The organism is bacterium (assembly GCA_035419245.1).
Lineage (GTDB): Bacteria > Zhuqueibacterota > Zhuqueibacteria > Residuimicrobiales > Residuimicrobiaceae > JAKPUX01.
The window spans coordinates 284,309-308,362 of sequence record DAOLSP010000001.1 but is presented as its reverse complement, the minus strand read 5'-3'; the positions used below and the strand labels follow the sequence as shown (position 1 = coordinate 308,362).

Genomic DNA, 24,054 nt, shown 5'->3' with positions numbered 1-24,054 from the left:
GAGGTCCCATTACATGGATAGAAGAAGCAGAACCCCCCGCGAGGAGTCGAGTCCCAAAATCATTGCACTGGTGAAGCAGGTCGAGGATAACCTGATGGATGCGCTCGCTCCCGTTTGCCTGACGCAACTGGATGCCAGCGAGCGGCGCCAGGTGCACCGCCATTTTGACCACAGCACGGAATACGCCACCAAGACCTACAAGATCACCGAAAACGAATACGAACTACGGGTCTATCCGGTTGGCAATCTTCGCCGTCTGGCCGAGCGGAGTGCCGAGCAGGCGATCAAGACCGGCCAGAAAGTGGCCCTGCCGCCCATGAGCAGCTATGAACGGTTTATCATCCACGAGGTGCTCAAGGGGAACGATGCGGTGAAAGGGGTCAGTCATGGCGAAGGGGCGGAGCGCCATATTGAGATCGAGCCGGAGCTCTACGGACGCAGCTTAAAAAAGATGATCAAGAAGATCAAGCTGATTTGACGCCGGGGTTCAATCTCGGCACAAAATGAGGGGATTGGTGAAGCAGCGGTAGACTGTGGCATCGCGCCGGCTACTCACTTCGAGACGAAGATAGCCGCGCGCAGGAAGCGCCGGGGCCGCCTCCTCCATATGGAACACCCAGGAACCCGCGGTTGCTTTGGTGAGCGACCGGCGGGTTTCTTTTTTCTGTCTCAGGTCGCCGATGCATAGCGTCACGGACTCGAGCGGGCCGAAAGCTGGGGCCGATTCCGCCCCGATCGACCATCTGAGCGGCGGTGCAGTGCAGGTGTCGCCGATCTCCATCACCGTGCCCCCGGCTGCGGTGAGTTCCAGCCACGCGGCGGGGCCGCTGGTGACCAGGCAGCGGCCCGCCCGCAACGCCTCCAGTAGCGATGACGGAGTCAACCGCCCTGGGGGACGCGCCACGCCGGTGCGGACCTGGCCGAAAAGATGCTCCTCCTTTTCCTTCAGGGTGAGGTGAGGAAAAGCGATCTGACGCCAACGCCCCCAGTCTCCGTGGGCGTCGTTGCCGCCGACCAGGACCGCGCGGCGGCCGGAGAGCAAGAGGTGCCTCCAAACCGCCAGGCCGCGCTCCAGGCTGGCGTCGTGGAGGCTGTTCCACATTTGCACGCCGTCGAGACGGGGATGCTCATAATCCGGGGCGCGCCAGTGATCACGGCCGAGGAAAAGGCGCTGCAACCGCGGCGGGCGCGACGCGGCATGACCGGCGAAGGCGAGGCTGGTTTCGCGCAGTCGCTCCAATACCTCGGAGATCCGCCATTGCGGCCGGCACCGCAGCCAATGCTCTGCAGAATCTCCCCAGCCAGGGTAAAAATCGGGCTCATTGAGCAGCAGAAAATGGACGTTCCGGCCACGGCAATTGCCCGCGGAGAGTTCCTCCCCTGCAAGGATGACCGGCAACTGGCCCGCCTCATTCCATTCCCTGGTGAATTCGAGCAACCAGTGCCACTTACCCAGGGTGGCATCCGCGTGGAGATAATCGTCCCAGCCGTCATCGAGATCGTAGGAATGGTCGGTGACCGCAAAGAATTCGAGTCCCATGGCCGTTGCGGCGGCAGCCGCAGCTTCGGGCGGTGCGCCGAATTCGACCTGGTCGGAGGTCAGGTGGCTGTGGTAATGGAGATCGCCAAAGCACCAGCGGCCGATACCGGGCAGGTCCCCGTCATCGTGCCAGACCTTCAAGGGGGCATGGCGGAGGGTGGGATAGTTATCGACCTGGACGCGATGCAGCCGGCCCCCCTGGCGGCAAATCAGCAGCGGTGTGACCTGTAAAGCGCCATGGACGGCCGGGAGCGTCAGCGGAAACGTGCGCCACCAGAGAGGTTGATGGACCTTCTCGCCGCCCAGCGCGATTGTCTCATTCACAAGGGTCTTCGCCCCCATGGTGATAGCCGTCTGGATTTCCAGGAGTTCGACCGGATACCGGTCGGCATCTTTGATCATCAGGAGCAAAGGGAGAGTACGTCCGGGAGCGATGCGATGCGGGAGGTCGAAAAGAATCTCCGCACGACGGCGGAAGTATCGGCTTGGCAGCCGGCCAATCCGATAATGGGTTTCGACGTAAAGCAGGAAGCCGGCAATAAGCGTGTTGGTCAGGGGATGGTCGAGGGACGCGGGCGAAATCATAACGCCTCCCGGAGGCTATCCTGCGATCCCTGGAGTTCAGCCATGATTGCGGCAGCGGGCCGCAGGTCCATCTGCCGGGCGGATTTCATCAGGGGATGGCGTAGGTATTTTTCGATACTGTATTTGGCTTTGGCGGCCAGGCTTTGGACGAAGAACCGGTCGAAGCGGTAGGTGAAAGAGGGATCGAAATAGCAGTTCAAGGTACAGCCCTCGCATTCGGATCGGCGTCCCTGCATGAGGCGTTGCCGGTACACCTCAGCCCCCTTCCAGACCGCCTCCAGCCCCGGATCCAGCGGGATACGCTCCGCTTCGTGATGAAAACAGGGCAGGATGAGCTCGTTTTGCGGCGAAATCACCACGACGCCGTCGACCACGCGGCAGCGCGGCGCAGTGGTGTGGTTACCGCCTTGCCGCCGCAGCCGGTGCAGGGCGCGGTTGACATAAACGAAGGGTTTACACGCGTACTGTTCGATCACCGCAAGATCCGCGGACGAAAGCTCGCGAAGCTGCCGGTGCGAAAATACCGGGTTAACGATGAGGATCAATCCTAGGCGTTGGCAGAATTCCGCCAGGTGGGGAAGATGGTGCAGCGTACTGGATTGTGCTGTGAAGAGAATATCCGGTCTCTCGCCGTACTGACGTGCCCGGTCGATGCTGGTCATTACGGCGGCGAAACAGGGAACCCCGCGCAGTTGATCGTGATCGTCTGCGGAGGCCGCATCAAGGGAGAAATGGAGAAAATCGACCAGGCCCGCCAGTTCTGCAGCGCGTTCCGGGTAGAGCAGTGTATTGGTCGTCAAGGTTGTGCGCAGTCCGGCACTTCGGGCCAGCTTGAGCATTTGCGCCAGATCGGGGTGCAGAAGGGGCTCGCCGCCGGTGAAATCGACGAAGCGGAGACCGAGGCGGGCTGCTGACGCGAGGTTGCGCGCCACATCCTCCAGCCGGGCGGATGCCCCGGTTGATTCACGCCAGATATCGCAGATGCCGCAGCGGCTGTTACATCGCCCGGTGATATAGTAATGGAGCAACAACGGAGGCAGCCAGGGCATGGTTCCTCCCGAGATTCAGGCCTGCGGTGGCCGGCCAGAGTGCGCCGGATAGTTCTGATCTTTCCAGCGGATGCGCCGGTCGAAGAGCATCAGCGGCGGCAGGATCAGACTATAGGTGAAATAAAAGAACTCAAAACCGGGGAAATGACGCAGCAGCTCATCATGGCCGGTCTTGCGCGTCATCGTGCAGCAGAGGGCGAAATCGCTTGCCAGGAGCACCGCGAGAGCCCAAAAACCGACAGGTTGGGCAAAGCTCAGCGCCGCCAGGATCCCGAGGTGACAGGTATAGCTGATCGACATCAGTACTTTGCCGAAGAGGCGCACCTGGCGGATACCGAGCGCCCAGCGGCGGCGCTGGCTATAGAAGGCCGGCAGTGTCGTCATCGGAAGGCTCGTGACCGCCGCGGTCCGGGCAGTTGTGATGCGTACCTGCCATCGGCTCCTGCGTGAGATCGCGTCGAGGAGGGCGAAATCCTCGATGAGGCTGGGGCCGAGGGCAGGATATCCGCCGACATCGAGATAGGTGCTGCGCCGGAAGGCCATGTTATTACCCATCCAGCTTAGAGGTTTGCCGAGGCGGATGGCGGCCGCCGCGATGCCCAGGAGATAAAGCCAGTCCAGGGCCTGGATGGCTGCGAAGCGGTGTCGCCGGACGGGCAGAAGATCCATAAAGGTAAAGCCGCCGACCAGGCCGACCGCCGGTGTGAAGGCGGCGAGCAACTGGCGGATCCAACCCGATGGAACGCGGCAGTCCGCGTCGGTGACGAAAAGGACTTCGCCGTGGCTTTCGAGTATGCCGGCATAGACGGCGCCGGCTTTGCCCGGCAACATTTTTTGGCCGCGCGCGAGGTGGATCGCGCGCACGCGCGGATGGGCCGCGCAAAAAGCCTGCAGTAGCTGCGTCGAGCCGTCACTTGAATCGTCATCGATGAGGAACACCTCGAGTTTTTCTTCGGGATACTCGAGCGCGGCGATCGAGTCAAGGCAGGCGGACAAGTGGGGCGCTTCGTTGCGGATGGCGATGATCACGCTCACCGGCGGCTCCCAGGCTTGCGGTTGCGAATCCTCCGCGAAAAGGCTACCGAGCTGACGGTGTAGCACAACAACCATGACGGCGTACAAGCCGCAAAGGATGAGCAGAAGCGTGGACAAATCACTTTCCTTCCTGAGAGCGCTTGAGGCGCATGATGACCCGCTGATCCGATGGTCCGAACTGCAACAGCAGGGGAAGATTGGCGGGTGGCGGACCGAGGTAGACGGTCAACAGGCCTTCTGGCCGGACGATGCGGTTGGTCAATAGATCGGTTTTCCATGCGCGCGCTGCTGCACCGCCTCTGCGGCTGAACCGCAGCACCACCTGCCGTGCGCGGATCCGGCCGGTGGGGCCTTTGACCTCACCACCCTCAAACACTTTGCCGCTGGCGATCCAGGCCTGACTTTCGATATCAAGGGGAAAAGCGATGGAATCCCCCGCCGCTGGGGAGAGCTGCCGCAGCTTGAAGAGCATGGTGAAGAGGTCCAGGGCGCCGGGCAGGATCGGCCAGGTGCCCAGGTGACCGCCCCGGGCCAGATGGACTGTCCGGTCATACTGGATATCGAGGGTCTGCTGGAGATTGCTTTGGTCGATGGTCTTGTGCACAACCAGTGGCAAGCCGGAAGCCGGATCCACTTCGGTCCAGTAGTGATTGTGGATGGAAAAAATGAGGCTGGTGAGTGTTTTGGTGTCGATGCGGGCCTCGATTTGCTGCGGATTTCCCGGCAGAAAACGGATGAACGCCTCGGCTGCACCGATTCCCTTGAAGGAGAGGGAAAAGCTCAGGGCTTCGTTGAAGGCGAGCGGCGGCGCGGATTGTGCCAGGCTGCGGAGGGGCAGCAAACCGAACGCAAGTCCGGTCAGCCGGGCAAACCGAATAAGTTTGGGCCGCAGCCGGTTCATGATCGCCGCCTTTGCATGCGGAGAATCTTGCGGCCATTGTCGAACGCTTCGCCCAGAGAACGCGGATGGACCAGTAGATAGCGTTGCGTGTAGCAGGTGGTCCAGCAGCCATGGCATCCCCGGTAGGCCTCCAGCCGCTCGCGGTAGGCTGGGCTCGAAAAAATCTCGCGCATCGGGGATTGGAAGAGATTGCCAATAGGACCTCCCCAGCAGAGGTGGAGATCCCCATTCTCCATTATGGTTGTCCGGCTGCTGAGCAAGCGCGAGGCGACAAAGGGGCACGGCGTGGTCTCGCCCCGCTGTACAAAGGGCTCCACCCCGCGTATCCAGGCATTGAGATTGAGGATGTCGGGATTGTGGTCGAGAAAAGCCATAAGCCGCGTGAGTCGTTCGCAAGCCTGTACCGCGAGATTGTCATCATCGCGCGTGGTTTCGGTCAGGTGGTGGTAGAGGCCAATGGTTGCCTTCCAGCCGATGCGTTTGGCCGTGCTGATGAGTTCCGGCACTTGTTCCAGGTTGAGATTGCTGAGGACGATGTTGCAGTAAAGCAGGGAGCGCGAACTGCCACGCATGGCGGCGATCATCTCCATGTGTTGCAGGACGGTACTGCTGAAATCCTTGGCGCCGCGCAACAAATCTCCGGTTTCGCCGAATCCGTCGAGGGAGGTCTGGATATTGATGTCATGCCTGAGACAGAAGCGGCCGATTTCGCGGATCCGGTTGCAGGTGTTGTAGAGTCCGGTGACCAGGGTGGTCGCTACCGGGAAGGTTCGCTTTGCCTCGAGGAGGATTTCCGGCAGATCGTGGACCAGAGTGGCTTCGCCTCCTGAAATAAAGCCGATATAAGCCCCATACTTCCGCAGCTCCCGGGCGAGATGGCGAAACATGGCGAGGTTCATGCTGGCGGGTTCGGTTGTGCGCTCGTACACCTGGCACTGGCGGCAGCGCTGGGTACAGAGCCGGGTGAGACGCACCTCGGTGCTCGTATTGAGCGGGCGCCGGCTGAGGGCGTGAGCGACGAAGAGAGGTCCTTTTTTCAGCAGATCAAGGCTCATAAAGCGGCTGTGTGTTTGCGGTCTTTCCATTTGAATTGGCCAAAGGTGCCCATCAACCCGACGAAGGTGATGTAGGGGATCTGGGCGACGAACCAGAGCGGGAACCAGCGGAGCAGGTCTGTGCGGCGGTAACGGCGGGCGCTGGTCCAACTGATAGCCCACTCGCCCACCAGTTTGCCGGCAAGGCAGAGGGCAAAAATACCGAGGTGCTGGTGCAGCACCACGGCGAGCGGAATACCCCAGAAGAGGCACGCGGTATAAAGATAGACCATCACCAGATAGGCGAAGAAGGGGCGGTTAAGGAAAAGCTGGAAGGAGCCATTGGAAGCCCAACGTTTGCGCTGGTTGATCAGTTCCCGCAAGGTCGGCTGGGGGGCCGAGCTGACAAAGGCCTCGGGATCCGCGGCAAAGACGATGCGGCAACCGCTCTGCCTACGCACGAGCTGCAGCAACAAGACGTCGTCACCGGAGACGCGGTGGGCGACCCGACTGTAGCCGCCGACCTTAAGAAAGGTCTGGCGGAGAAAGGCGAGGTTCTGCCCTGAAGCCGATAGCGGCAGTCCGAGGTTGCAGCTGCCCTCAGCGACTCCCATGAGCGGGATGAAATCCATGGCCTGCAGGCGCTCGATGGTGTTCTGCCGCTCGCCGTAGCGTCCGTACTGGGAAAAGCCGATGACAAAGCAGACACCCGGGAGAAAATAACGGACCATAGTTTCTGCCCAGTGTTTCCCGAGGCGGCAATCCGCGTCGGTGGCGAGGATGATCTCACCCCGCGCCCGGTCGATGGCCTGTTGCAGGGCATATTTTTTCGGGCTCCAGCCGGGAGGAGTCTCGGATATGGAGAGGAGCTGGATGAAAGGATATTTTTCCATGCGGCTGTGCACGATCTCCGCGGTGCAGTCGCTGGAGCCATCGTCGGCGATGATGACCTCGTAGCGCCCGGCGGGATAGGCCTGTTCAGTGAGGTCGTCGAGCAATGCGCCGATCCGCAGCTCTTCATTGCGGGCGGCGACGACGACCGTGACAGCCGGCAGATCCTCACAGCCGGGTAGGGCGGACCGGCGCAATCCAATTAAAAAGAGCAGGATGGTGAGAAAATAGACCACGGAAAGAGTGAGGGTGATAAAGGCGAAAAGGGACATGAGCGGCATGGTGTTTATGCTCCCGCCGGCGCTGTAGACGCGGCATTCTCTTTCCAGTGGATCCGGCTCAGCGGTCCAAGGGCGCCGAAGAGGACGACATACCCTACATGCAGGAGTTCCGCCAGAGGGAAAATCCCGAGAAACTGCAAGCGTCGCATCGGCTTCGCGAAGCGAATCAGCAACAGCAATTCGGCCATGCTTTTACCGGCCCAGGCCATCCATGGCCGGGGATCCATCGGGGATTGGCACAGACTCTGGATGGTACCGGCTACCAGAAGCAGGTTATAAAGCCAGGCTAGTGCGAGCAATGTGGTCATTTTGGGACCATAGTGGAAACCCTTGGAGGCGTGGCGCAGGCGCTGGCGGAAAAAAGCACGGCTGTTGGTGAGCAACCGGGTGGGTACGATCGCCTCTGGAGTGAGGGCATAGGTCACCTGCCAGCGGGTCCGTTCGAGGACTTGCTTGAGAAAGAGGTCGTCATCGCCGGAGATGAAGCCGGCGATCGCGGTAAAACCATCGACCTCTTTCCAGACCGTTTTTCGGTAAGCGAGATTGCGCCCGGTACAGGTTGCCGGCCGCTTCCAGCCGCTGGTTGCGGCGGCCAGAGCCGCCAGGGAGAGGGACTCCAGGGCGAGAAAACGCTCTAACAGGCTGCGCGGCGGGGGGATCTCATACGGGGAATAGCCGATCACCATGCCGACCTCCGGGGTGAAAAAGCCCTGCAGGGCAGAGATCCAGGTGGAGAGCGGCAGACAATCGGCATCCGTGAAGAGCAGGATTTCACCGCGTGCGGCGGCGATGCCCTGGGCCAGAGCGTGTTTTTTAGGCGAGATCACCTGGTCGCGTCCCTGGCTGTGTATCAGACGCAATGGGGAGCCGGGATGGGCACGCTGCCAACGGTCGATTTCCTTGACCGTGGTGTCGCTCGAGTCATCATCGATGATCAGAATTTCATGCCGGTCACGGGGGTAATCCTGGCGGTCGAGGGCCTCGAGCAGCGGCGTGATATGCGCCGCTTCGTTGCGCGCGGCAATCAGGACGGAAATGAAGGGCCGGCCCATCGAGGCGGACGGCGGTTTTAGCCGGCGAAAGCCCTGCAGGATGAAGAGCAGCGCGGTCATATAGAGGGCGGTGAGGGCGATCAGCAGGGGAATCATCGGAGGAGGCTAGTAATTATAGGCAACTTCGAAACGGGCCAAATGATCCCCGGCGGAGCGGTCCGCAACCCGTCCCGCGTTGCGGCTAGCGACGTAGGTGTAGGCGAGTGCGACGAAAAGATCGCGCCGGAGCTGGTCCTGGATGCGAAATCCGGTCAGGCATTTTTTCTCCACAAGGCCGTCGAGGAAATGCTTGGTTGTTCCCTTGCCGGGCCGGGCTTGGGTGTCAGCCGCGCCCTCCCCTTTGCGGATGCGCTCAAAACTGGCTTCCAGGCGAAGATCGCGTCCAAGCTGATATCCCGCCAGCAAATAGGCGGAGTCCGAGTTGGGGCCGAGCCAGTGACCGATAACCTTGTCATAGTGGGTATAGATATTGATAGAGTCGTGGTGGGCGTAGACGAAGGGTTCGACCCGGCTGTATTCCAGACGCAGGTCCAGATTGTCAGCCCCGAGCGGATCGCTCCACAGCGCGCCCGCTAAAAGGGCGAATTTGTTGCCATAATAGCGGGTTAGACTTTGCGTGGAGGTCATATCGTCAATAAAGTATTGCGCATAGAGCCGGGTGCCGGGAAGTGGGGTGCAGCTGAGATCCAGAAAGAGGGTGTTGTTGTCACGGTCGCCAAGATGGTGTTCGGCGATGTGGTAGAGCATGAGTGGATTGAGATAATCCATCTCGACATCACGGTTGCCATAAACAACGGTTTCGCCGCCGCCGAACTGGAGCCCGGGCTTGATGAGAAAATCGATCCGGTGTGCGGCAAGATACTTGGCGCCCAAGGGGCTGCGCAAAAAGAGATGGGCACTACTGAAAGCGACCCGGCGAAAGCGGCTTGAGAGTCGGATCATATCGGCAGGCGGCATGTTGCGGGTGAGGGCCAGGCCGCTGTGAAATCCTGGCCCCCAGTCGATTTCGTCCCGGCCCACCTGAATGCGAAGCCAGGGTTTTTCCCAGATGAAGTAGGCAAGGGCGCGGTCGCGAAATACATTGGGGCCGGAAACCGTCACGGGTGAGCCTTTCGAGACATCATAATTCTCGTCCTGGTCGCTGACGCTCTTTTCGCCTCGGGTGACAGCGTTCCGGGCATCGGCATAAAAGCCGAGAACGCCGCCAAGGTGGCCGCGCAGAATAGCGCCAAGCGTGCCCTCGGTGAGGAGATCGGCAGGCTGATAGCTCCCGCCGCGGTTGGAAATGACGTTGATACTGCTGTAAAGATCGAGGTAGGCCTGGCTGGTACCCTCCTGCCAGCGGGCGGCATGGAGTTCTCTTCGTTTGGGCGCTACGGCCCCGGTCATCGTACCGAGTTCATCGGCAAAATCGCCCCGAAGCTGTTCCAGAAGCCGCCGGTCCGTCTCCGTGAGCAGGTTGGGCTGTTGTGCCGACCGCAAATCGATTGCTGTAATCAGTCCGGCCACCTGGCTGCGATTGAGCGGGCGGTCAAGAAGCGCCAGGGATTTGAAGAGTCCCTTGGCCTCCATTCGCTCCAGAAATCCATATCCCCAATAGTCCAGTGGAACATGGACATTCTGCCCGAGTGCGGGGAGGGCGCAGAGGAAAAGAAGAAGGCTGAGACGTCTGGCTTTCATCGGACCAATCTCATCATGAGTGAAATGCGGGTGTGCCTGGCGGTGGAGCGTGCCGGAACCGGAAAAGAAATATATCAATATTGGATCTTAATTCAAACGATTTTCATCGCTTGGTCTGCTCGACACCGGAGAGACGGCCCTGGCGATAGCGGCGCCCCTTCCAGGTAAAACGGCCGCAGAGGCCGAGAAGGCCGACAACCGGGATGTAGATGAGGTGTAGCAGCGAGGCGAGGATGAACGCACCCCAGTCCCAGCTGCGGTGCACCATATGCACTCCGCGATGGATCAAGAAAGCATCGCCCATCGTCTTGATCAGCAGGGCGGCCAAGGGGATCCATAGCGGAAAAGAGAAGAGCAGCGCCAGAGGCAGCCCGAGAAGGAGGGCCAGATAGCAGAAAAAGAGGCCCGCTTCGACCGCCTTGATCCAGACGGGGTAACAGGCGGACTTGGAGGCCCAGCGTATCCGCTGCCGGAAAAAATCGCCCCAGGAACTGCAAGGGAAGGTGGTGACGCCGGCCTCGGGATCGGCATTGAAGTGGATGGCGCCTAGGCGGCCCAGTTTCTGCACCAGAAGATCGTCATCGCCCGAGCCCATTTGTGCAAAACCGTCATAGCCCCCGTTATCCAGAAAAAGGCGGCGCCGGAAGGCAAGATTGGCGCCGTTGGCGAGGAGGGGGCGGTTCCAACCGATGGCCGCGGCGCCGACGAGCTGGAGGGCCAGGGCGTCGAGGAACTCGATCCGCGCGGCCAGGCTTTTCTCCTCGGGAATCAGCACCCACGCGGCAACGGCAGCCGCCTCGCGGGAAAAGGCGGCGCACATTTTTTTCACCCAATGCGGCGGAGCGGAACAGTCCGCATCGAGGGTCAGAATGATCTCACCGCTTGCGGCTGCGATGCCGGCAGCCAGAGCGGCTTTTTTCGGGGCATACAATCCGTCCATAGCGGGTGCGCCAAGGATCCGGATGGTCGGGTATTTGGCGGCAATCCGCTCGACCACGGCCCGCGTGCCATCCCCCGATTGATCATCGACTACTACGATCTCCAGCAACTCGCGTGGACAACTCTGCTTCAACAGAGTCCCGAGGCAAAAGGGGATGTTCTGCTCCTCATTGCGCGCCGCGATTACCACTGAGGTGCGGAGAAGGTTCCCGTCGAACTGCTGGCGATGAAGCTGCTGTAGACCGCGTAGAGTCCATGCGATGAAGAGGAGATAGAGGATTGAAAGAAGCAGGTAGATGACCAGTGCGATCATGCCGGACCTCGCAAGCTGATGGAACGGGCCTTCCGGGCGGTGCTCCGGCGGAGGAGTAAGGCCAGCCCGGCCAGGGCGGGCACCAGGACATTGATAATAAAGAGCAGCAGCGAGCCATCGAAAGCCGGCGCCGCAGGAATCCCCAATTCGCCGAGAAAATAGATCGCCGCACTCTCGCGGATGCCCAGATCCCCGATCGAGATGGGCAGCATGGTCTTTACCCAGAGGGTGGCCATCAGGGCCTGTAGTCCGCGTAAGAGCGGTAGGAAGCAAAAGGCACGGATCAGGAGATAAAACTGAAAGAGGTAGGTCAGAACTTGCCCAAGGGCCAGCAGGCTAATGCGGAACGCCAGCAGCGGTGGAACATGCTCGAGGCTGGAGATGATCCGGGCGAGTTTATTGCGGTGCTCCCAGTGTTTGCGGAATTTTTTCAGGATCCCGGCCAGAAAGGGGGGATGGAGCAGCAGTAGAAAAAGTATCGCAAAAAAGGAGAGCGCGACGATAAAGAGCGGCAGCCAGACGAGCAGCTCGGTCTCTTTTTTCAGGATGGGCATCATACCCATCAGCCCGAAAAAGAGCAGGGTCAAGAAGGCATAGCATTTATCCAGCAGAGTGAGCCCCAGCAGCCGCGGCCAGTCACTGCCGGCAATGAGAAAGGCGCGGCCGAATTCACCGACCCGTCCAGGGGTGATGAATCCCAGGGTGATCCCGGAGAGCAGTGAGGAGAAGATCTGCCGCGCCGGGACCTCGGGCTGGACCTGGTGGACCAGCAGCGCCCAGCGGCGGAATTGAAAGAAAAGGTTGAGGCCCAGAAGTAGAACGGCGGGCAGGATCCACAAGATCCGTGCTTCAAGAAGGGCCGACTTGAGCTCGGCGGCGTGGATGCGCCGGACCAGCATCGCCACGACGATGACGGCGATTGCCACCTTGGCGAAAATCAGGGCACGCTTATGTCGGGTAAAGGGTAAGGCCATCGCTGCAATTCTGACAGATGTAAGGAGCCTTGCTGGAGCGCTGTTGACGGCGAAATGCCTGGAAAACCGGGCTGCGGAAGATCGTTTCCAGCGGTTTTGCGGCGTTTTCGAGCCGGTGCTCGCCGTTTTTATCAAAACAGCAGGGAACAATATTTCCATCCCAAAGGATGACGCAGGAATAGGCCAGACGTGCACAGGGATGCCGATGGCCGGTTTTGGGTACCCAGCGCCCCGCGTGCGAACGGTAACGCCGGAAGCGCGGATCAGCGGGCAGGAATGCCTCCGCCTTCATCCCGTCGTGCAGGTACAGCGATTTGAGGAGTACATGGTCTGCGCCCCATGAACGGGCGGCCTCCGCCATCATCGGCCGCTCGTGCTCGTTCTGGCGGGTAATCACAAACTGGAGGTATAGGCGTGGCGTCTTCCGGCCCATCGCTCGCCGCGCCTGACGCAAGTGGCACAGCCCTGCTCGCAGGTTTTCCAGAGAGCCGCCGCAGCGACTCACGGCATAGCTCTTCGGCGACACTGCATCGGCGGAGAGGATCAGACTATCCAGGCCGCTAGCAACGATCTCACGGGCCCAGGCCGGGTCCACCAGACGCTGACCATTGGTGCTGCTGGTGACGCAAATCCGGCGCGATTTGGCCAGCCGCACCATTTCGGGGAAACCGGGATGGAGGAGGGGTTCGCCTTGTCCATAGAGGAGCAGATAGAGGAGATGCCGCTGGTTCACATTGAGGATATGGCGGTAAAGCTCAAGATCCATAAATCCGGCGGGGCGCGTCAGCAGGCCGGCGCCGGTTTCGCAGTGCGGACAATGCAGATCACAGAGATTGGTGGGCTCCACGCTGACGACGTAGGGCGCTCTCCCGGCGCGAGGGTGCCCATCAAGGCGGCTAGCGGCAGCGGCTGCCAGCGCTTCGACTGCATTGAGCGTCCGCTGCGGCGTTAGAGCCATGAACAGCCGGGACCAGGGGATCTCTTTCATGACGCCTCTTTCCTGGCGAGGATAAAGAAGGTGGGCATCAGCCAGCGGTTGCCGAAGCTGTTCCGGTTGTCGACCCACTGCCCGAGGCGCCGGTCCCAGCCATATGACTGCAAGGTTTCCACTGCGTGCAGATGCCAGGGACGGTTCCAGAGGGCACGGGGCATGCGCATCGCTGCATAATAGGTCTCGCGGTTGACAAAACGCCAGGAAAAGCCGGAATCGCGGAAGAGACGGTCGACCGCTGCCAGCGAAAGCAGCTGCGGAAAATCGGGTTTGTCGGCTGGTAGCCAGCGCAGCCAGCCGGCGATGATGCGCGCTATGGCGCGGCGCGGCAGCAAGGAAAGCCCCGGCAGACCGTAATGGGGATCGCACAGGGCATTCGAGGGGGCATAGCGGTTCGGCGTGGCGACCAGCAGCAGGCCGCCAGGCTTGAGCGCACGGCTGATCTGCTGGAGAACCCGGTTTGGATCGGCAAGATGCTCGAGCACATCCCACAGCACCGCGGCCTGTAGCGGCACGTCATTTTGCCAGGTGGCGAGATCGGCGCAGACATAGCGCACCGGGCTTCCGGCGATTCGGGAAGGCGGTGTGCGCTGCAGATCCACCGCGGTCACCGCCGCGCCGGCCTCCGCGAGCGCCAGACTGGCGCCGCCCGCGCCGCATCCGGCATCGAGGACCACAGACCCGGGCAGGGTCACCCATTGCCGCAGCAGGGTCACAATCAGCTTGCCGCGCAGGCCGGCCCAGTCGTCATAATTGCGCCAGAGGCGCAGATGGCCGGTCATGGTTTTGCCCATGAGATTTCCTGCCCCGGCCGAGGCCAGGCAAAAAGATGGTAGAGGGGGAAGAGCCCCTCCCAGAGCAAAAAGCCGCCGGGATGAAAGGGCTGCTGCAACCGGATGCTCCAAACCAGGAGGGCCAGGCCATCCAGCAGGATCTTTGCAGCCAGAAACCCGAGCAGCCAGGGCCGGAAAAGGGGTGCAAGAAAAAGGAGCGACCAGAGCAAGGCATTGGCGCTGTGAAAAATGAAATACCCGAGTTGAACGGGGCGGGTATAGCGACTCCCCGCGGAGAGGTGGCGGCGTTTCTGGCCGAGGAGGGCGCGCCAGCCGGCAGGGCCGCGGGCTGGCACGGCGCCTTGCGGGGTCAGGAGATAGGTGAGCGTCTCCCCCGGGAGTTGTGCTATTTTCTGCAGGAGAAAGTCGTCATCCCCGGAAAGGGTATCAGGCAAGGCGGCGTAGCCGCCTATCCTGGACAGCGCCTCCCGGCGGCAGGCGAGGTTGCGGCCGGTGCAGGTGATGCCGCGTCCGTGACCTATCCCGCCCGCTGCGACCAGCGCTGCGGCGAGCGCGTCGGTGTGGAGGAATGCGCGCCACAACGGCGGCGCCCCCGAAGCTGTCAAGGGGGAAAAGCCTACGCATACGGCCGCTCCTGATGCGAGCACGGCTGCCATTTGCGCCACCCAGGCCGGCGGCGGCGTGCAGTCGGCATCGGTGAAGAGAAGATACTCGCCGCGGGCACGTCGCAAGGCGCTCTCCAGTGCCCCCTTTTTGCGACTACGCCAACGCTCGGGATAGTCGTTGCCGAGGAGTTGCCAGCGAGGGTGCCGCTCTACGCCGGCACGGGCAATCGCGCGGGTGGCGTCGCTGGAACCGTCATCGACGATCAGTACTTCCCAGTCGCCCGCATAGTCCTGCGCACTCAGTGCTTCGAGGCACTCACCGAGAAATGCACCCTCGTTCCGGGCGGCGACCATCACACTCAGGCTGGGCAACGAAACGGGTGCAGGCGGGCGGCGGAGCCGGAGGATGCCATACAGCAGCCACGCGATGATCAGGAGGTAAAGTGAAAATATTATTGAGATTGTCAGTATCATTCCAGGCAAATTATCCATAATTGGGGAAACAAGCAAGGAAATTTACGGCCGGAACGGAGCGCATGCGCCCGAGGCACGATAAAACCGTTGTTTGCGGTGGAATATTTGTGTATCTTACATCACATTACCGCACCCTATTTTAAATGGAGTTCGCCATGCCAACCAAACGGGACAAGGTCGCCAATTATCTCAGGACGGCGCTCTGGATCCTGTCCGTTCTGGCTCTGATCATCATCGTCGTCTCTGGCTTCAAGTACACCTACAACCAGCGGTATATTCGCAAGATTGCCGAACTCGAACAGGTGATCAAGGGCATGCGGTCGACCATGAGCGTCGAGAGCGTGCGTCAATACAACATCCAGCGCATCATTGCCATCATCAGCCAGTACAACCGGACCATGCCCACCCATTTGAAATATGAGATCGCCAAGGAGATCACCGATGCCTGTGCCAATTACTCCAGCCTCGACCCTGATTTTCTCTGCGCTCTCATCACCCGGGAAACCAACGGGACCTGGAATCCCGAATATATTTCGGATTACGGTGCGATGGGGCTGATGGCGATCACACCCACGATCGGCTCGTTCGTCGCCCGATCGGAGCATCTGAACTGGATCACGCCGGATGAGGTCCTGCTGAATCCGGTTTACAATATTCGTATCGGCGCGCGGTATCTTTCAGCCCTGATCGACGCCTATGATCTTGATGGCGCGTTGGTGGCGCGGAGCGTGGGAGAACGGCGTGCGGCGATGTGGGTCAAGAGCGGCCGCAGCAATGCCCTGCTGCCGCGCGATACCATCACGTTTCTTGCCGACATGCTGCAGCAGTATGACCAGATGAAGGCGCTGAAAATTTAGGGATGAATTCCGTCATTTGCTCCGCTGCGTCTGGACAAGGGCACGCAGTTCCTGCAGCAGCGGGCGAGCCACTCTTGAGAGCGTTAACAGGTACACGGCGCTGCTGAACACGACGCCCGCAATAAAGTGCGCCAGAAGGCTGAGGGGGATCAGGGGCAGCAGGTAGGCCTTGAACAGCAGGGTGGATAGCACCATCGCGGCACCGGCGAAGGCGGCCGGAGCAATCGAGACATAGAATTCCCGATCGCCGAGGCGGATGACACGGTCCGAGATGGTTTGCACCAGGGGGAAGGTGAGAACGAGGAGGAGGGAGATGCCGGCCGCAGCACCTTCGAGGCTGATCCGCGCTCCGAAATAGAGGGTGGCTGCCAGGGGCAGAATGTAGGCGAGGTTCCACTTCAGTTCGATGTCCGGCCGCCCGAGAGCCATCAAGGCTGGCCAGCGGATCACACTCACCGATTTGGCCAATCCGAGCGGCACCAGAAGGATCAGGGGCATCGCCATGGGCAGCCATTTGGCGCCGATGAAGAGCGTAATGAATTCCCGCGCATAAAGAGCGAGGCCGAGCAGCAACGGAAAAATGATGATGGAGAGCAGCGCCGACGATTTGAGAAAGCCCTTTTGCAACTTTTTACGATCATCCTGGATGGCAGAAAAGGCGGGGAAAGCTACCTTCGAGACCACGGAAGAGAGACGTGTGACCGGCATCTTGACCAGATTCAGGGCCAGGGTATAGTAGCCGAGGGCTTCGCTTCCCAGCAGTCTGCCGATGATCAGTATATCCATGTTCATGACCGCATAGGAGACGACGTCGTTACCAAGCACCTTGGCGCTGAAGGCGAAGAGTTCCTTGAATTGCGGCCAAGAGAAGAACCAGCGCGGCCTCCACCGGCAATAGATCCAGACCAGACCCACATTCACTCCATCCCGCACCAAAGCCCCCAACACCAGACTCCAGACCCCGAACCGCATCAGAGCCAGTACAATCGAGACCACACCGCTAGCCAGGGATGCGGTGACCTCCGCGATAGCCAGCTTCTTGAACGCCAGTTCCTTGTTCAGAATCGATTTTTGGATGATGCCAAGAGAGCCGATGACAAAGCCGAAACCGAGTACGGCGATAACCGGCTGGACAGCGGGATTCTTGAAGAAGATCGCCATGGGGTAAGAGGCTGCCACCGACAGGGCGAAGAGCAGGATTCCGAAGAGGAGACCGCCATAGAAGACCGAATTCAGATGGTCCTCGCTGACGTCGCTCTTTTGGATAATCGCCGTCCCGAGACCCCGGTCATTAACCAGAGAAATCGCTACCGTGACAATGGCAGCCATCCCGACAATGCCAAAATCCTGGGGACTCAGCAGCCGTGCGAGGACGAGCATGATCAGGAAGATCACACCCTGCATACAGGCCTTGGCCAGCCCCGTCCACATGATGCCATGGATTGCTTTTTGTTTGACTGACATGAGATTTCCTGGTGAACAGAGACGGCATGCGAAACGCCGGACGAAAACGATGTGTAATAATAGCGGTGGAATCTGCGGAATGCAGATGACTAAATAGAACAGCGCGGGGAAAACACAAAACCCCGCGGTTCCATGCAGGATGCGGCGCTTTTCACTTCAACGTAAAGCTGAAGCGGGAGCCTTGGTTGACCTCGCTTTGCACCTCGACGTGGCTACCGTGGGCTTCGACGATGTGCTTGACGATGGCCAGACCGAGACCGGTGCCACCGACGGCGCGCGAGCGCTCTTTGTCCACCCGATAGAAGCGTTCAAAGATGCGTGGCAGGTGCTCCCGCGGAATCCCGCGGCCGGTATCGGCGATAAAGATCTCCACCTTGTCCCCCAGCCGACGGCAGCCGATCTCCACTTTTCCACCCTGGATGTTGTATTTGATGGCATTCTCGCCGAGGTTGAGGAGGGCCTGCATCAACCGCTCCGGGTCGCCGTTGGCTAGCAGCTTTTCTTCGTCGTTGCTGGGGGAAAAAACCACGTTGACTCCGTAATCGCGCGCCTTGGTCTGCAGATCCTCGCACAGTCTAGCCAGCAGTGCCTTCACATCGAAGGGGCGGAAGATCATTTTCATCTCCCCGGATTCGATGCGGCTGATGTCGATCAGGTCGGCAAGGAGGTTGTTGAGGCGGACGGTTTGCTGATAGGCTTTGGTGATGAATTCCTTCTGCTGCTGTGGATCATCGAAGCGGATGTTGAGCAGGGTTTCGAGATAACCCTGCAGGGTGAAAATCGGGGTGCGCAGTTCGTGGGAGACGTTACCGAGGAACTGGCTGCGCACCTGTTCGAGCCGGCGCACCTGAACCAGATCCTCGCGCAGCTTCCCGAGCATCTGGTTAAGAAGCTCCGCAAGTTGGCCGAGCTCGTCGCGGCTTATATGCTCAAAGTTGGCGTCGAGATCGCCGCGCCGCACCTTCTCGGCGACAGCCGCAAGCTTTTGAATTGGATAAGTGAGCCGTCCCGACAGCCAAAGGATAAAGAGGCTGCTCAGGATCAGGGCCATCAGATTGGCGATGATGATCTTGAGGCGGAGTTCGCTGAACTGTTTTTCCACCTCTGTCAGCGGATAGGCGATCCGGACATAGCGCGCGGTTTCGCGCGAACTCTGCGGTTGATAGTCGGCCTTGAGGCGGATGGCACCGTAGTAGAAGGGCTGTTTGAGGGAGGCGCTGAGGCGTTTGTCGTGGCCGACGCCGTCGCGCATGGCCTGATAAATCTCTCGACGATTACGGTGATTTTCAAGCAGGGCGAGAGAATCGGCACCGACCTTGGAGTCGAAGCGCACTACGCCGGCGGAATCGACCAGGGTTAGCCGCAGGCCTGCGGCGCGGGCATACTGGCTCAGAGCGGCATAGTGGTCCCGATTGGTTAGATCGACCAATTCGGTCTGCTCTATCAGGACTTTGACCTGCACCAGCTGGGCATCGATGAAATGGTCCAGGCGCTTCTGGTAGAAGCGTTGACTGCTGATTACCGCGAAGAGTCCGCCGAACAGGGTCACCAGCGCAATCAGCAGAAAATGGATCAGCGAGAGCTTGCTTCTCAAGGAAAATTTCGTCATCATTCAGATCCCGGAAATGAAACGGTAACCTACGCCTTTGATGGTTTCAATGTGATGCATGTGGGATCCGCCCAGTTTTTCGCGGATCTTGCGGATATGGACATCGATGGTGCGGTCGATGACCACAACGCTGTCGCCCCAGAGATCGTTGAGCAGGGTTTCCCGGCTGATTACGCGTCCTGGACGCTGAATCAGATAGAGGAGGATTTCGAATTCGCGCTTGGTGAAGGATACCGGTTGGCCTGCAACCCTCACCTCGTACCGGTTGGCGTCGACGACGATGTCGTCCGATTTTATGACCGGTGCATCGGCCGGATGGTCCACCGCTATTTTGCGCAGGGCCAGTTTAATCCTTGCCAGCAGTTTGTTCATGCTGATGGGTTTGACCATATAATCATCGGCGCCGAGTTCGAGCCCTACGATTTCGTCCACCTCGGTATCTCTTGCGGTGAGAAAGATGATGGTCAGGCTGCGGGTCGCTGGGTCCTGGCGAAGTTCACGCAGCACCTCCCATCCATCCCGTCCCGGCAGCATGACATCGAGGATGACCAGGTCCGGGCGGGCGCTGCGGGCGAGCGTCAGGGCGGTGTCGCCATCGGCTGCGGACACGACGTCATAGCCTTCCCGCTTCAGGTTGAAGGAGAGCAGGTCGAGGATATCCTGCTCGTCATCGACGATCAGAATGGTTTTTGCCATGGGGATCCTTGCAGCGGCCGGAGAAATACCCTCTCTTTTTCTAAGATACTCCATTTTTGCGCGATACTCAAGGGTTATTTCGGTGACACGCGCGCCCTGCGACAGGCCGGCCGGAGAAGGCGCTGCACCGTGTGGTACGGAAACCGTCATGGCTGCTGATGAGCGACAATACGTGCCTCCACGCGAAAAAAGACATTCTCGGCGATGTTGGTGGCATGGTCGGCGAGGCGCTCGAGATGCCGGGAGAGGACGATGCAATGGGCGCCGGGCTCGACCAGCCGCGGTTCGCTTTTCATGCGCTCAATCAGGTGTGTAAAGATCTCCCGGCAGTGGTCATCTATCTGGTCATCACGGTCCCGCACCGACTGGGCGAGTTCGAGATTGCTGTCGATAAAGGCCCGGATCGCGTCTCCAGCCATGCGATGGGCCTCCTCCCCCAGCTGCAAAAGTCCTGCCTCCTGCAGCAGCGGCCTGTCCTCGACGGTTTTCTGCACCCGCTGGACGATATTGACGGCGATATCCCCGCAACGTTCGAGCTGGTTGTTGATCATAAGGGCGGCCACCACGAAGCGGAGATCGCCGGCTACCGGCTGAAAGAGGGCGAGGATGTTTTTGCACTGCTCCTGGATGAGGTTATCATAGGCATCGATTTCGCGGTCCCGGGTGCGCACAAACTGGCATAATTCCTGGTTGCCGCTCTGCAGCGCCTGGAAGGCAAGTTCCAGCTGGGTATCCACCATCTCGGCCATCAGCTGGATGTTCTTTTTCAGGCTGGCCAGTTCCTGGGAATAATGATTTTGCATGTGTGCTCCTTGAAAGGGGTCATCCGAACCGGCCCGTGATATAGTCCTCGGTCTGTTTTTTGCTGGGGTTGGTAAAGATTCTATTGGTTGGGCCAGCTTCGATCAACTGGCCGAGATAGAAAAAGGCGGTGGCATCGCTGACCCTCGCCGCCTGCTGCATATTGTGGGTGACGATAACAATCGTATAGTGTTCCTTGAGTGAAAAGACCAGCTCTTCGATCTTTTGCGTCGCCAGGGGATCGAGTGCCGAAGCGGGCTCGTCCATCAGTACCACCTCCGGCTGAACCGCCAGGGCACGCGCGATACAGAGACGCTGCTGCTGCCCGCCGGAAAGGTCCATGGCGGAATGACCAAGGCGGTCCTGCACCTCATTCCAGAGCGCGGCGTCCTTCAAACTTTGTTCTACGCGGGCCTCGATGAGCGCCCGGTCCTTGATGCCGTTGATGCGCAGACCATAGGCGACATTGTCAAAGATCGACTTGGGGAAGGGATTGGATTTCTGAAAGACCATGCCAACCCGGCGGCGCAGTTCGACCACATCCACGGAGCGGTCGTAGATATCTTCACTCTCCAGGGTAATGCGTCCTTCTACCCGGGTATTGGGCAGGATCTCGTTCATGCGGTTGAGGGAGCGCAGAAAGGTCGACTTGCCGCATCCCGAGGGTCCGATCAGGGCTGTGACGCGGTTCCTTTCGATCGTTAGGTTGATATCGCTCAAGGCCTTGAAAGAGCTGTAGAAGAAGGAAAAATTCTCTGCGGCCATTGCAACCGTGGACATGGCGGGCATCCTTTGAGTGGTGGTGTTTATTATGACCGTTTGAATTTTTTACGAAAACGGAAGCGGATCCAGGTGGCGGAAAAATTCATCGCCAGGACTAAAACCAGCAGCACCAAGGCCGTGCCATACGCGAGCGGCCGCACCTTGATGATCTCGTGATGCTGGGTCGAAAGAATGAAGAGATGGTACGGCAGGGCCATGAACTGGCTGGTCAACACCTTGGGAAATCCTGACAGTTGCGGCCAGAAGAAGGCTACGCCGGTGAAAAGAATAGGCGCCGTTTCGCCGGCCGCACGAGCCAGTCCGAGAATCATCCCGGTCAGCATGCCGGGGACAGCGTAGGGCAGGACATTCGTGCGGATGGTTTGCCATTTGGTCGCGCCCAGGGCAAGGGCACCCTCGCGGTAGGACATCGGCACGGTTTTAAGGGCTTCCTCGCTGGCCGTGATGGTCCAGGGGAGGGTCAGCAAACCGAGGGTGAGTCCCGAGGCGAGCACGGAAAGCCCGAGATTCATCATGTTGACAAAGAGCGTGAATCCGAAAAGGCCATGCACGATCGAGGGCACACCGGAGAGGTTATGAATGGCCAGACGGATCAGCCGCACCAGCTTCCCCTGCGTTGCATATTCGTTGAGATAAATGGCGCTAAAGATCCCGACCGGGACGGAAAAGATCAGCGTTACCAGGCTGACCCAAAAGGTCCCGACGATAGCCGGCCAGATGCCCCCCTCGGTCATCCCCTTGCGCGGTTTGGCGGTGATGAATTCCCAACTGATGACCCCGCCACCCCTGGTGAGAATGTCGTAAAGAATATAGAGGACCACCATAAGCACCAGCGCCACGGCCAGGTGCAGAAGCATGAAACCCAGCTGCTGGCGGATTTTACGCAGGTCCCATTTCATCGTGACACCTTCTGGTAACGTTGCAGAACGATATCGGAGATCAGATTAAAAACAAACGTGATAATAAAGAGGATAAATGCGATGATAAAGAGGGCATGGTAATGGGTACTGCCCTGCACCGTCTCGCCTAACTCGATGGCGATGGTTGCGGTCATCGTGCGCACCGGATCGAGATAGCTGTGCGGCATCGCTGCGGCATTGCCGCACACCATCAGCACGGTCATGGTTTCGCCGATGGCCCGCCCCATCCCGAGCATGATCGATGCGATGATGCCGGAGAGGGCGGAAGGCATCGTGACGCGGACCAGGGTCTGCCACTGGTTCGCCCCCAATGCAAGGGAAGCGCTTTTAAGCTCCTGCGGCACCGAGATGATGGCATCCTCGGAGATGCTGATGATGGTCGGCAGGGCCATGATCGCCAGCAGGATCGAACCATTAACCCCATTCAGGCCGCTGGAGGTATGGAAGAGCCGGGCGAGGAGGGGATTCAGGACGACCAGTCCGAGGAAACCCACCACGACCGAGGGGATGGCGGCCAGAATTTCAATGACCGGTTTGACGATTTCGCGAACCCGGCTGTCGGCCACATCCGCCAGCCAGGCGGCGGTGGCGATGCCGACGGGCACGGCGATGACCATGGCGCCTATGGCCACCATCAGGGTTCCGGTCAGCAGGGCCAGCATGCCATAGGTCTCCTTCTCCGGCGAGGTGGGATCCCAGGCTGTCCCGGCGAAGGGATTCACGCCCAGCTCCTTGACCGCCGGCCAGGCCTGAATCATCAGCAAAATGAAAATCCCAGCCAACACCAGGATGGCGAAGAGGCCATTGAGAAGAAAAAACTTCTCGATGGCCCGCTCCTTGATTCGACTGGCGAATCTGCGCTTCTGCATCAAAAACCGGCTTTTTTGTTGTTCTCGAGGTATTTGCCGGAGACCGGATAAAAGCCCATCTCCTCGACCACCTTTTGGCCTTCGGGGCTGAGAATGAAAGCGATGAAATTCTTCACACTGCCCTTGGGCTTGCCGTTGGTGTACTGATACAAGGCGCGGGCGATGGGATAAGCACCGCTTTTGATCTTTTCCCGTTCCAAGGGGCTAATCGCTTTGCCGTTTCCGGCAGAGATGTCCAGCACCTTGATGCCGTTGAGTATCTGACCCTTGTCATCGTAGACATAGCCCACGCCCACATAGCTGATGCCTGCTTTGTCCGCACTGACCGCTTCGATAATCTGGGCGTTGCCGTTCATCTGTTTCATTCTGGGTGAGTAATTCTTGTTGCCCATCACATGTTCCTGGAAGAAGACATAGGTGCCAGAGCTGGGTTGACGGCCATACAGGGAGATGGGGCTGTCGGGTCCACCCAGCTCTTTCCAGTTGGTCACTTCGCCGCGGAAGATGGCGCCCACTTGGGCCATACTCAGCGTCTGAATCGGATTGGCAGCGTTGACGACCACCGAAAGGGCATCGATACCGATGGCAATCTCAGTGGCGACCACGCCGTTTTCTTTCGCGGCGGCGTATTCCTTGTCCTTCATCGGCCGGGAGGCGTCGGCCACATCGACCTTGTTGGCGATGAGGGCAGCTATGCCGACACCTGACCCGCCGCCGGTGACGGCGATGGCTGTATTCGGGTCTTTTTCCATGTAGACTTCAGCCAGGCGCTGGACCAGATTGACCGAGGTGTCAGAGCCCTTGATCTGGATCATGCCCTGTGCAAAGGCCGAGACCGAGAGGGCCATCAGGCTGGCGAGGGCGATGAGAATGTTCTTTTTCATGGGGGTGCTCCTTTATGGCATGAAGAGGGTATC

Annotated in this window: 23 protein-coding genes; 2 read left to right on the top strand and 21 right to left on the bottom strand. The window is 59.7% G+C overall.

Annotated elements, in window-relative coordinates; genetic code table 11:
• Positions 1-13: 13 nt before the first annotated feature.
• A complete protein-coding gene (locus tag PLH32_01210) occupies positions 14-478 on the top strand; it encodes a R3H domain-containing nucleic acid-binding protein (protein HQJ63207.1) in 465 nt (154 codons plus the stop codon).
• Positions 479-487: 9 nt separating this feature from the next.
• Here PLH32_01210 and PLH32_01205 read toward each other — a convergent pair whose 3' ends face one another.
• From PLH32_01205 to PLH32_01145, 13 genes are all read right to left on the bottom strand, one after another.
• Positions 488-2,125 (bottom strand): CehA/McbA family metallohydrolase, encoded by a 1,638-nt coding sequence (locus PLH32_01205; protein HQJ63206.1) that lies wholly within the window; start codon positions 2,123-2,125, stop codon positions 488-490.
• The gene (locus PLH32_01200) at positions 2,122-3,174 is read right to left on the bottom strand and encodes a radical SAM protein (GenBank protein HQJ63205.1); all 1,053 of its coding nucleotides are present in this window, start codon (positions 3,172-3,174) and stop codon (positions 2,122-2,124) included. The genes PLH32_01205 and PLH32_01200 overlap by 4 nt, the downstream gene beginning before the upstream one ends.
• 15 nt (positions 3,175-3,189) lie before the next feature.
• Positions 3,190-4,326, bottom strand: coding sequence for a glycosyltransferase (locus PLH32_01195; GenBank protein ID HQJ63204.1), 1,137 nt, complete (start codon positions 4,324-4,326; stop codon positions 3,190-3,192).
• A 1-nt stretch (position 4,327) separates the two neighbouring features.
• The gene (locus PLH32_01190) at positions 4,328-5,110 is read right to left on the bottom strand and encodes a DUF3108 domain-containing protein (GenBank protein HQJ63203.1); all 783 of its coding nucleotides are present in this window, start codon (positions 5,108-5,110) and stop codon (positions 4,328-4,330) included.
• Positions 5,107-6,165: a radical SAM protein gene (locus PLH32_01185; protein HQJ63202.1), complete on the bottom strand. Its 1,059-nt coding sequence runs from the start codon at positions 6,163-6,165 to the stop codon at positions 5,107-5,109. Before PLH32_01185 ends, PLH32_01190 begins: the two co-directional genes overlap by 4 nt.
• On the bottom strand, positions 6,162-7,316 hold the full coding sequence (locus PLH32_01180; protein HQJ63201.1) for a glycosyltransferase: 1,155 nt from the start codon (positions 7,314-7,316) through the stop codon (positions 6,162-6,164). Before PLH32_01180 ends, PLH32_01185 begins: the two co-directional genes overlap by 4 nt.
• Positions 7,317-7,321: 5 nt before the next feature.
• Positions 7,322-8,464, bottom strand: a complete 1,143-nt coding sequence (locus PLH32_01175; protein HQJ63200.1) for a glycosyltransferase — start codon at positions 8,462-8,464, stop codon at positions 7,322-7,324.
• Between the two features lie 9 nt (positions 8,465-8,473).
• The gene (locus PLH32_01170; GenBank protein HQJ63199.1) at positions 8,474-10,048 is read right to left on the bottom strand and encodes a capsule assembly Wzi family protein; all 1,575 of its coding nucleotides are present in this window, start codon (positions 10,046-10,048) and stop codon (positions 8,474-8,476) included.
• Positions 10,049-10,151: 103 nt separating this feature from the next.
• Positions 10,152-11,300 (bottom strand): glycosyltransferase, encoded by a 1,149-nt coding sequence (locus PLH32_01165; GenBank protein ID HQJ63198.1) that lies wholly within the window; start codon positions 11,298-11,300, stop codon positions 10,152-10,154.
• A complete protein-coding gene (locus tag PLH32_01160; GenBank protein HQJ63197.1) occupies positions 11,297-12,274 on the bottom strand; it encodes a lysylphosphatidylglycerol synthase transmembrane domain-containing protein in 978 nt (325 codons plus the stop codon). Before PLH32_01160 ends, PLH32_01165 begins: the two co-directional genes overlap by 4 nt.
• Positions 12,249-13,262: a radical SAM/SPASM domain-containing protein gene (locus PLH32_01155; GenBank protein ID HQJ63196.1), complete on the bottom strand. Its 1,014-nt coding sequence runs from the start codon at positions 13,260-13,262 to the stop codon at positions 12,249-12,251. Before PLH32_01155 ends, PLH32_01160 begins: the two co-directional genes overlap by 26 nt.
• Positions 13,259-14,059 (bottom strand): methyltransferase domain-containing protein, encoded by an 801-nt coding sequence (locus tag PLH32_01150; protein ID HQJ63195.1) that lies wholly within the window; start codon positions 14,057-14,059, stop codon positions 13,259-13,261. The genes PLH32_01155 and PLH32_01150 overlap by 4 nt, the downstream gene beginning before the upstream one ends.
• Positions 14,044-15,138, bottom strand: a complete 1,095-nt coding sequence (locus tag PLH32_01145) for a glycosyltransferase (GenBank protein HQJ63194.1) — start codon at positions 15,136-15,138, stop codon at positions 14,044-14,046. The genes PLH32_01150 and PLH32_01145 overlap by 16 nt, the downstream gene beginning before the upstream one ends.
• A 155-nt stretch (positions 15,139-15,293) precedes the next feature.
• Between PLH32_01145 and PLH32_01140 the strand changes: the two genes are divergently transcribed.
• Positions 15,294-15,995: a transglycosylase SLT domain-containing protein gene (locus tag PLH32_01140; protein HQJ63193.1), complete on the top strand. Its 702-nt coding sequence runs from the start codon at positions 15,294-15,296 to the stop codon at positions 15,993-15,995.
• 12 nt (positions 15,996-16,007) lie between these two features.
• Here the strand turns inward: PLH32_01140 and PLH32_01135 are convergent, their stop codons facing one another.
• From PLH32_01135 to PLH32_01100, 8 genes are all read right to left on the bottom strand, one after another.
• Positions 16,008-17,459, bottom strand: a complete 1,452-nt coding sequence (locus tag PLH32_01135; protein HQJ63192.1) for an MOP flippase family protein — start codon at positions 17,457-17,459, stop codon at positions 16,008-16,010.
• Between the two features lie 151 nt (positions 17,460-17,610).
• On the bottom strand, positions 17,611-19,068 hold the full coding sequence (locus tag PLH32_01130; GenBank protein HQJ63191.1) for an ATP-binding protein: 1,458 nt from the start codon (positions 19,066-19,068) through the stop codon (positions 17,611-17,613).
• Positions 19,069-19,071: 3 nt separating this feature from the next.
• A complete protein-coding gene (locus tag PLH32_01125) occupies positions 19,072-19,764 on the bottom strand; it encodes a response regulator transcription factor (protein ID HQJ63190.1) in 693 nt (230 codons plus the stop codon).
• Between the two features lie 146 nt (positions 19,765-19,910).
• Entirely contained in the window at positions 19,911-20,567 is a 657-nt protein-coding gene (gene phoU, locus PLH32_01120) for a phosphate signaling complex protein PhoU (GenBank protein ID HQJ63189.1), read from the bottom strand.
• A gap of 19 nt (positions 20,568-20,586) precedes the next feature.
• Positions 20,587-21,354 (bottom strand): phosphate ABC transporter ATP-binding protein PstB, encoded by a 768-nt coding sequence (gene pstB, locus PLH32_01115; GenBank protein ID HQJ63188.1) that lies wholly within the window; start codon positions 21,352-21,354, stop codon positions 20,587-20,589.
• 20 nt (positions 21,355-21,374) lie between these two features.
• Positions 21,375-22,247 (bottom strand): phosphate ABC transporter permease PstA, encoded by an 873-nt coding sequence (pstA, locus tag PLH32_01110; GenBank protein ID HQJ63187.1) that lies wholly within the window; start codon positions 22,245-22,247, stop codon positions 21,375-21,377.
• Entirely contained in the window at positions 22,244-23,137 is an 894-nt protein-coding gene (pstC, locus tag PLH32_01105; protein ID HQJ63186.1) for a phosphate ABC transporter permease subunit PstC, read from the bottom strand. Before pstC ends, pstA begins: the two co-directional genes overlap by 4 nt.
• A complete protein-coding gene (locus PLH32_01100) occupies positions 23,137-24,021 on the bottom strand; it encodes a phosphate ABC transporter substrate-binding protein (GenBank protein ID HQJ63185.1) in 885 nt (294 codons plus the stop codon). The genes pstC and PLH32_01100 overlap by 1 nt, the downstream gene beginning before the upstream one ends.
• Positions 24,022-24,054: the final 33 nt, after the last annotated feature.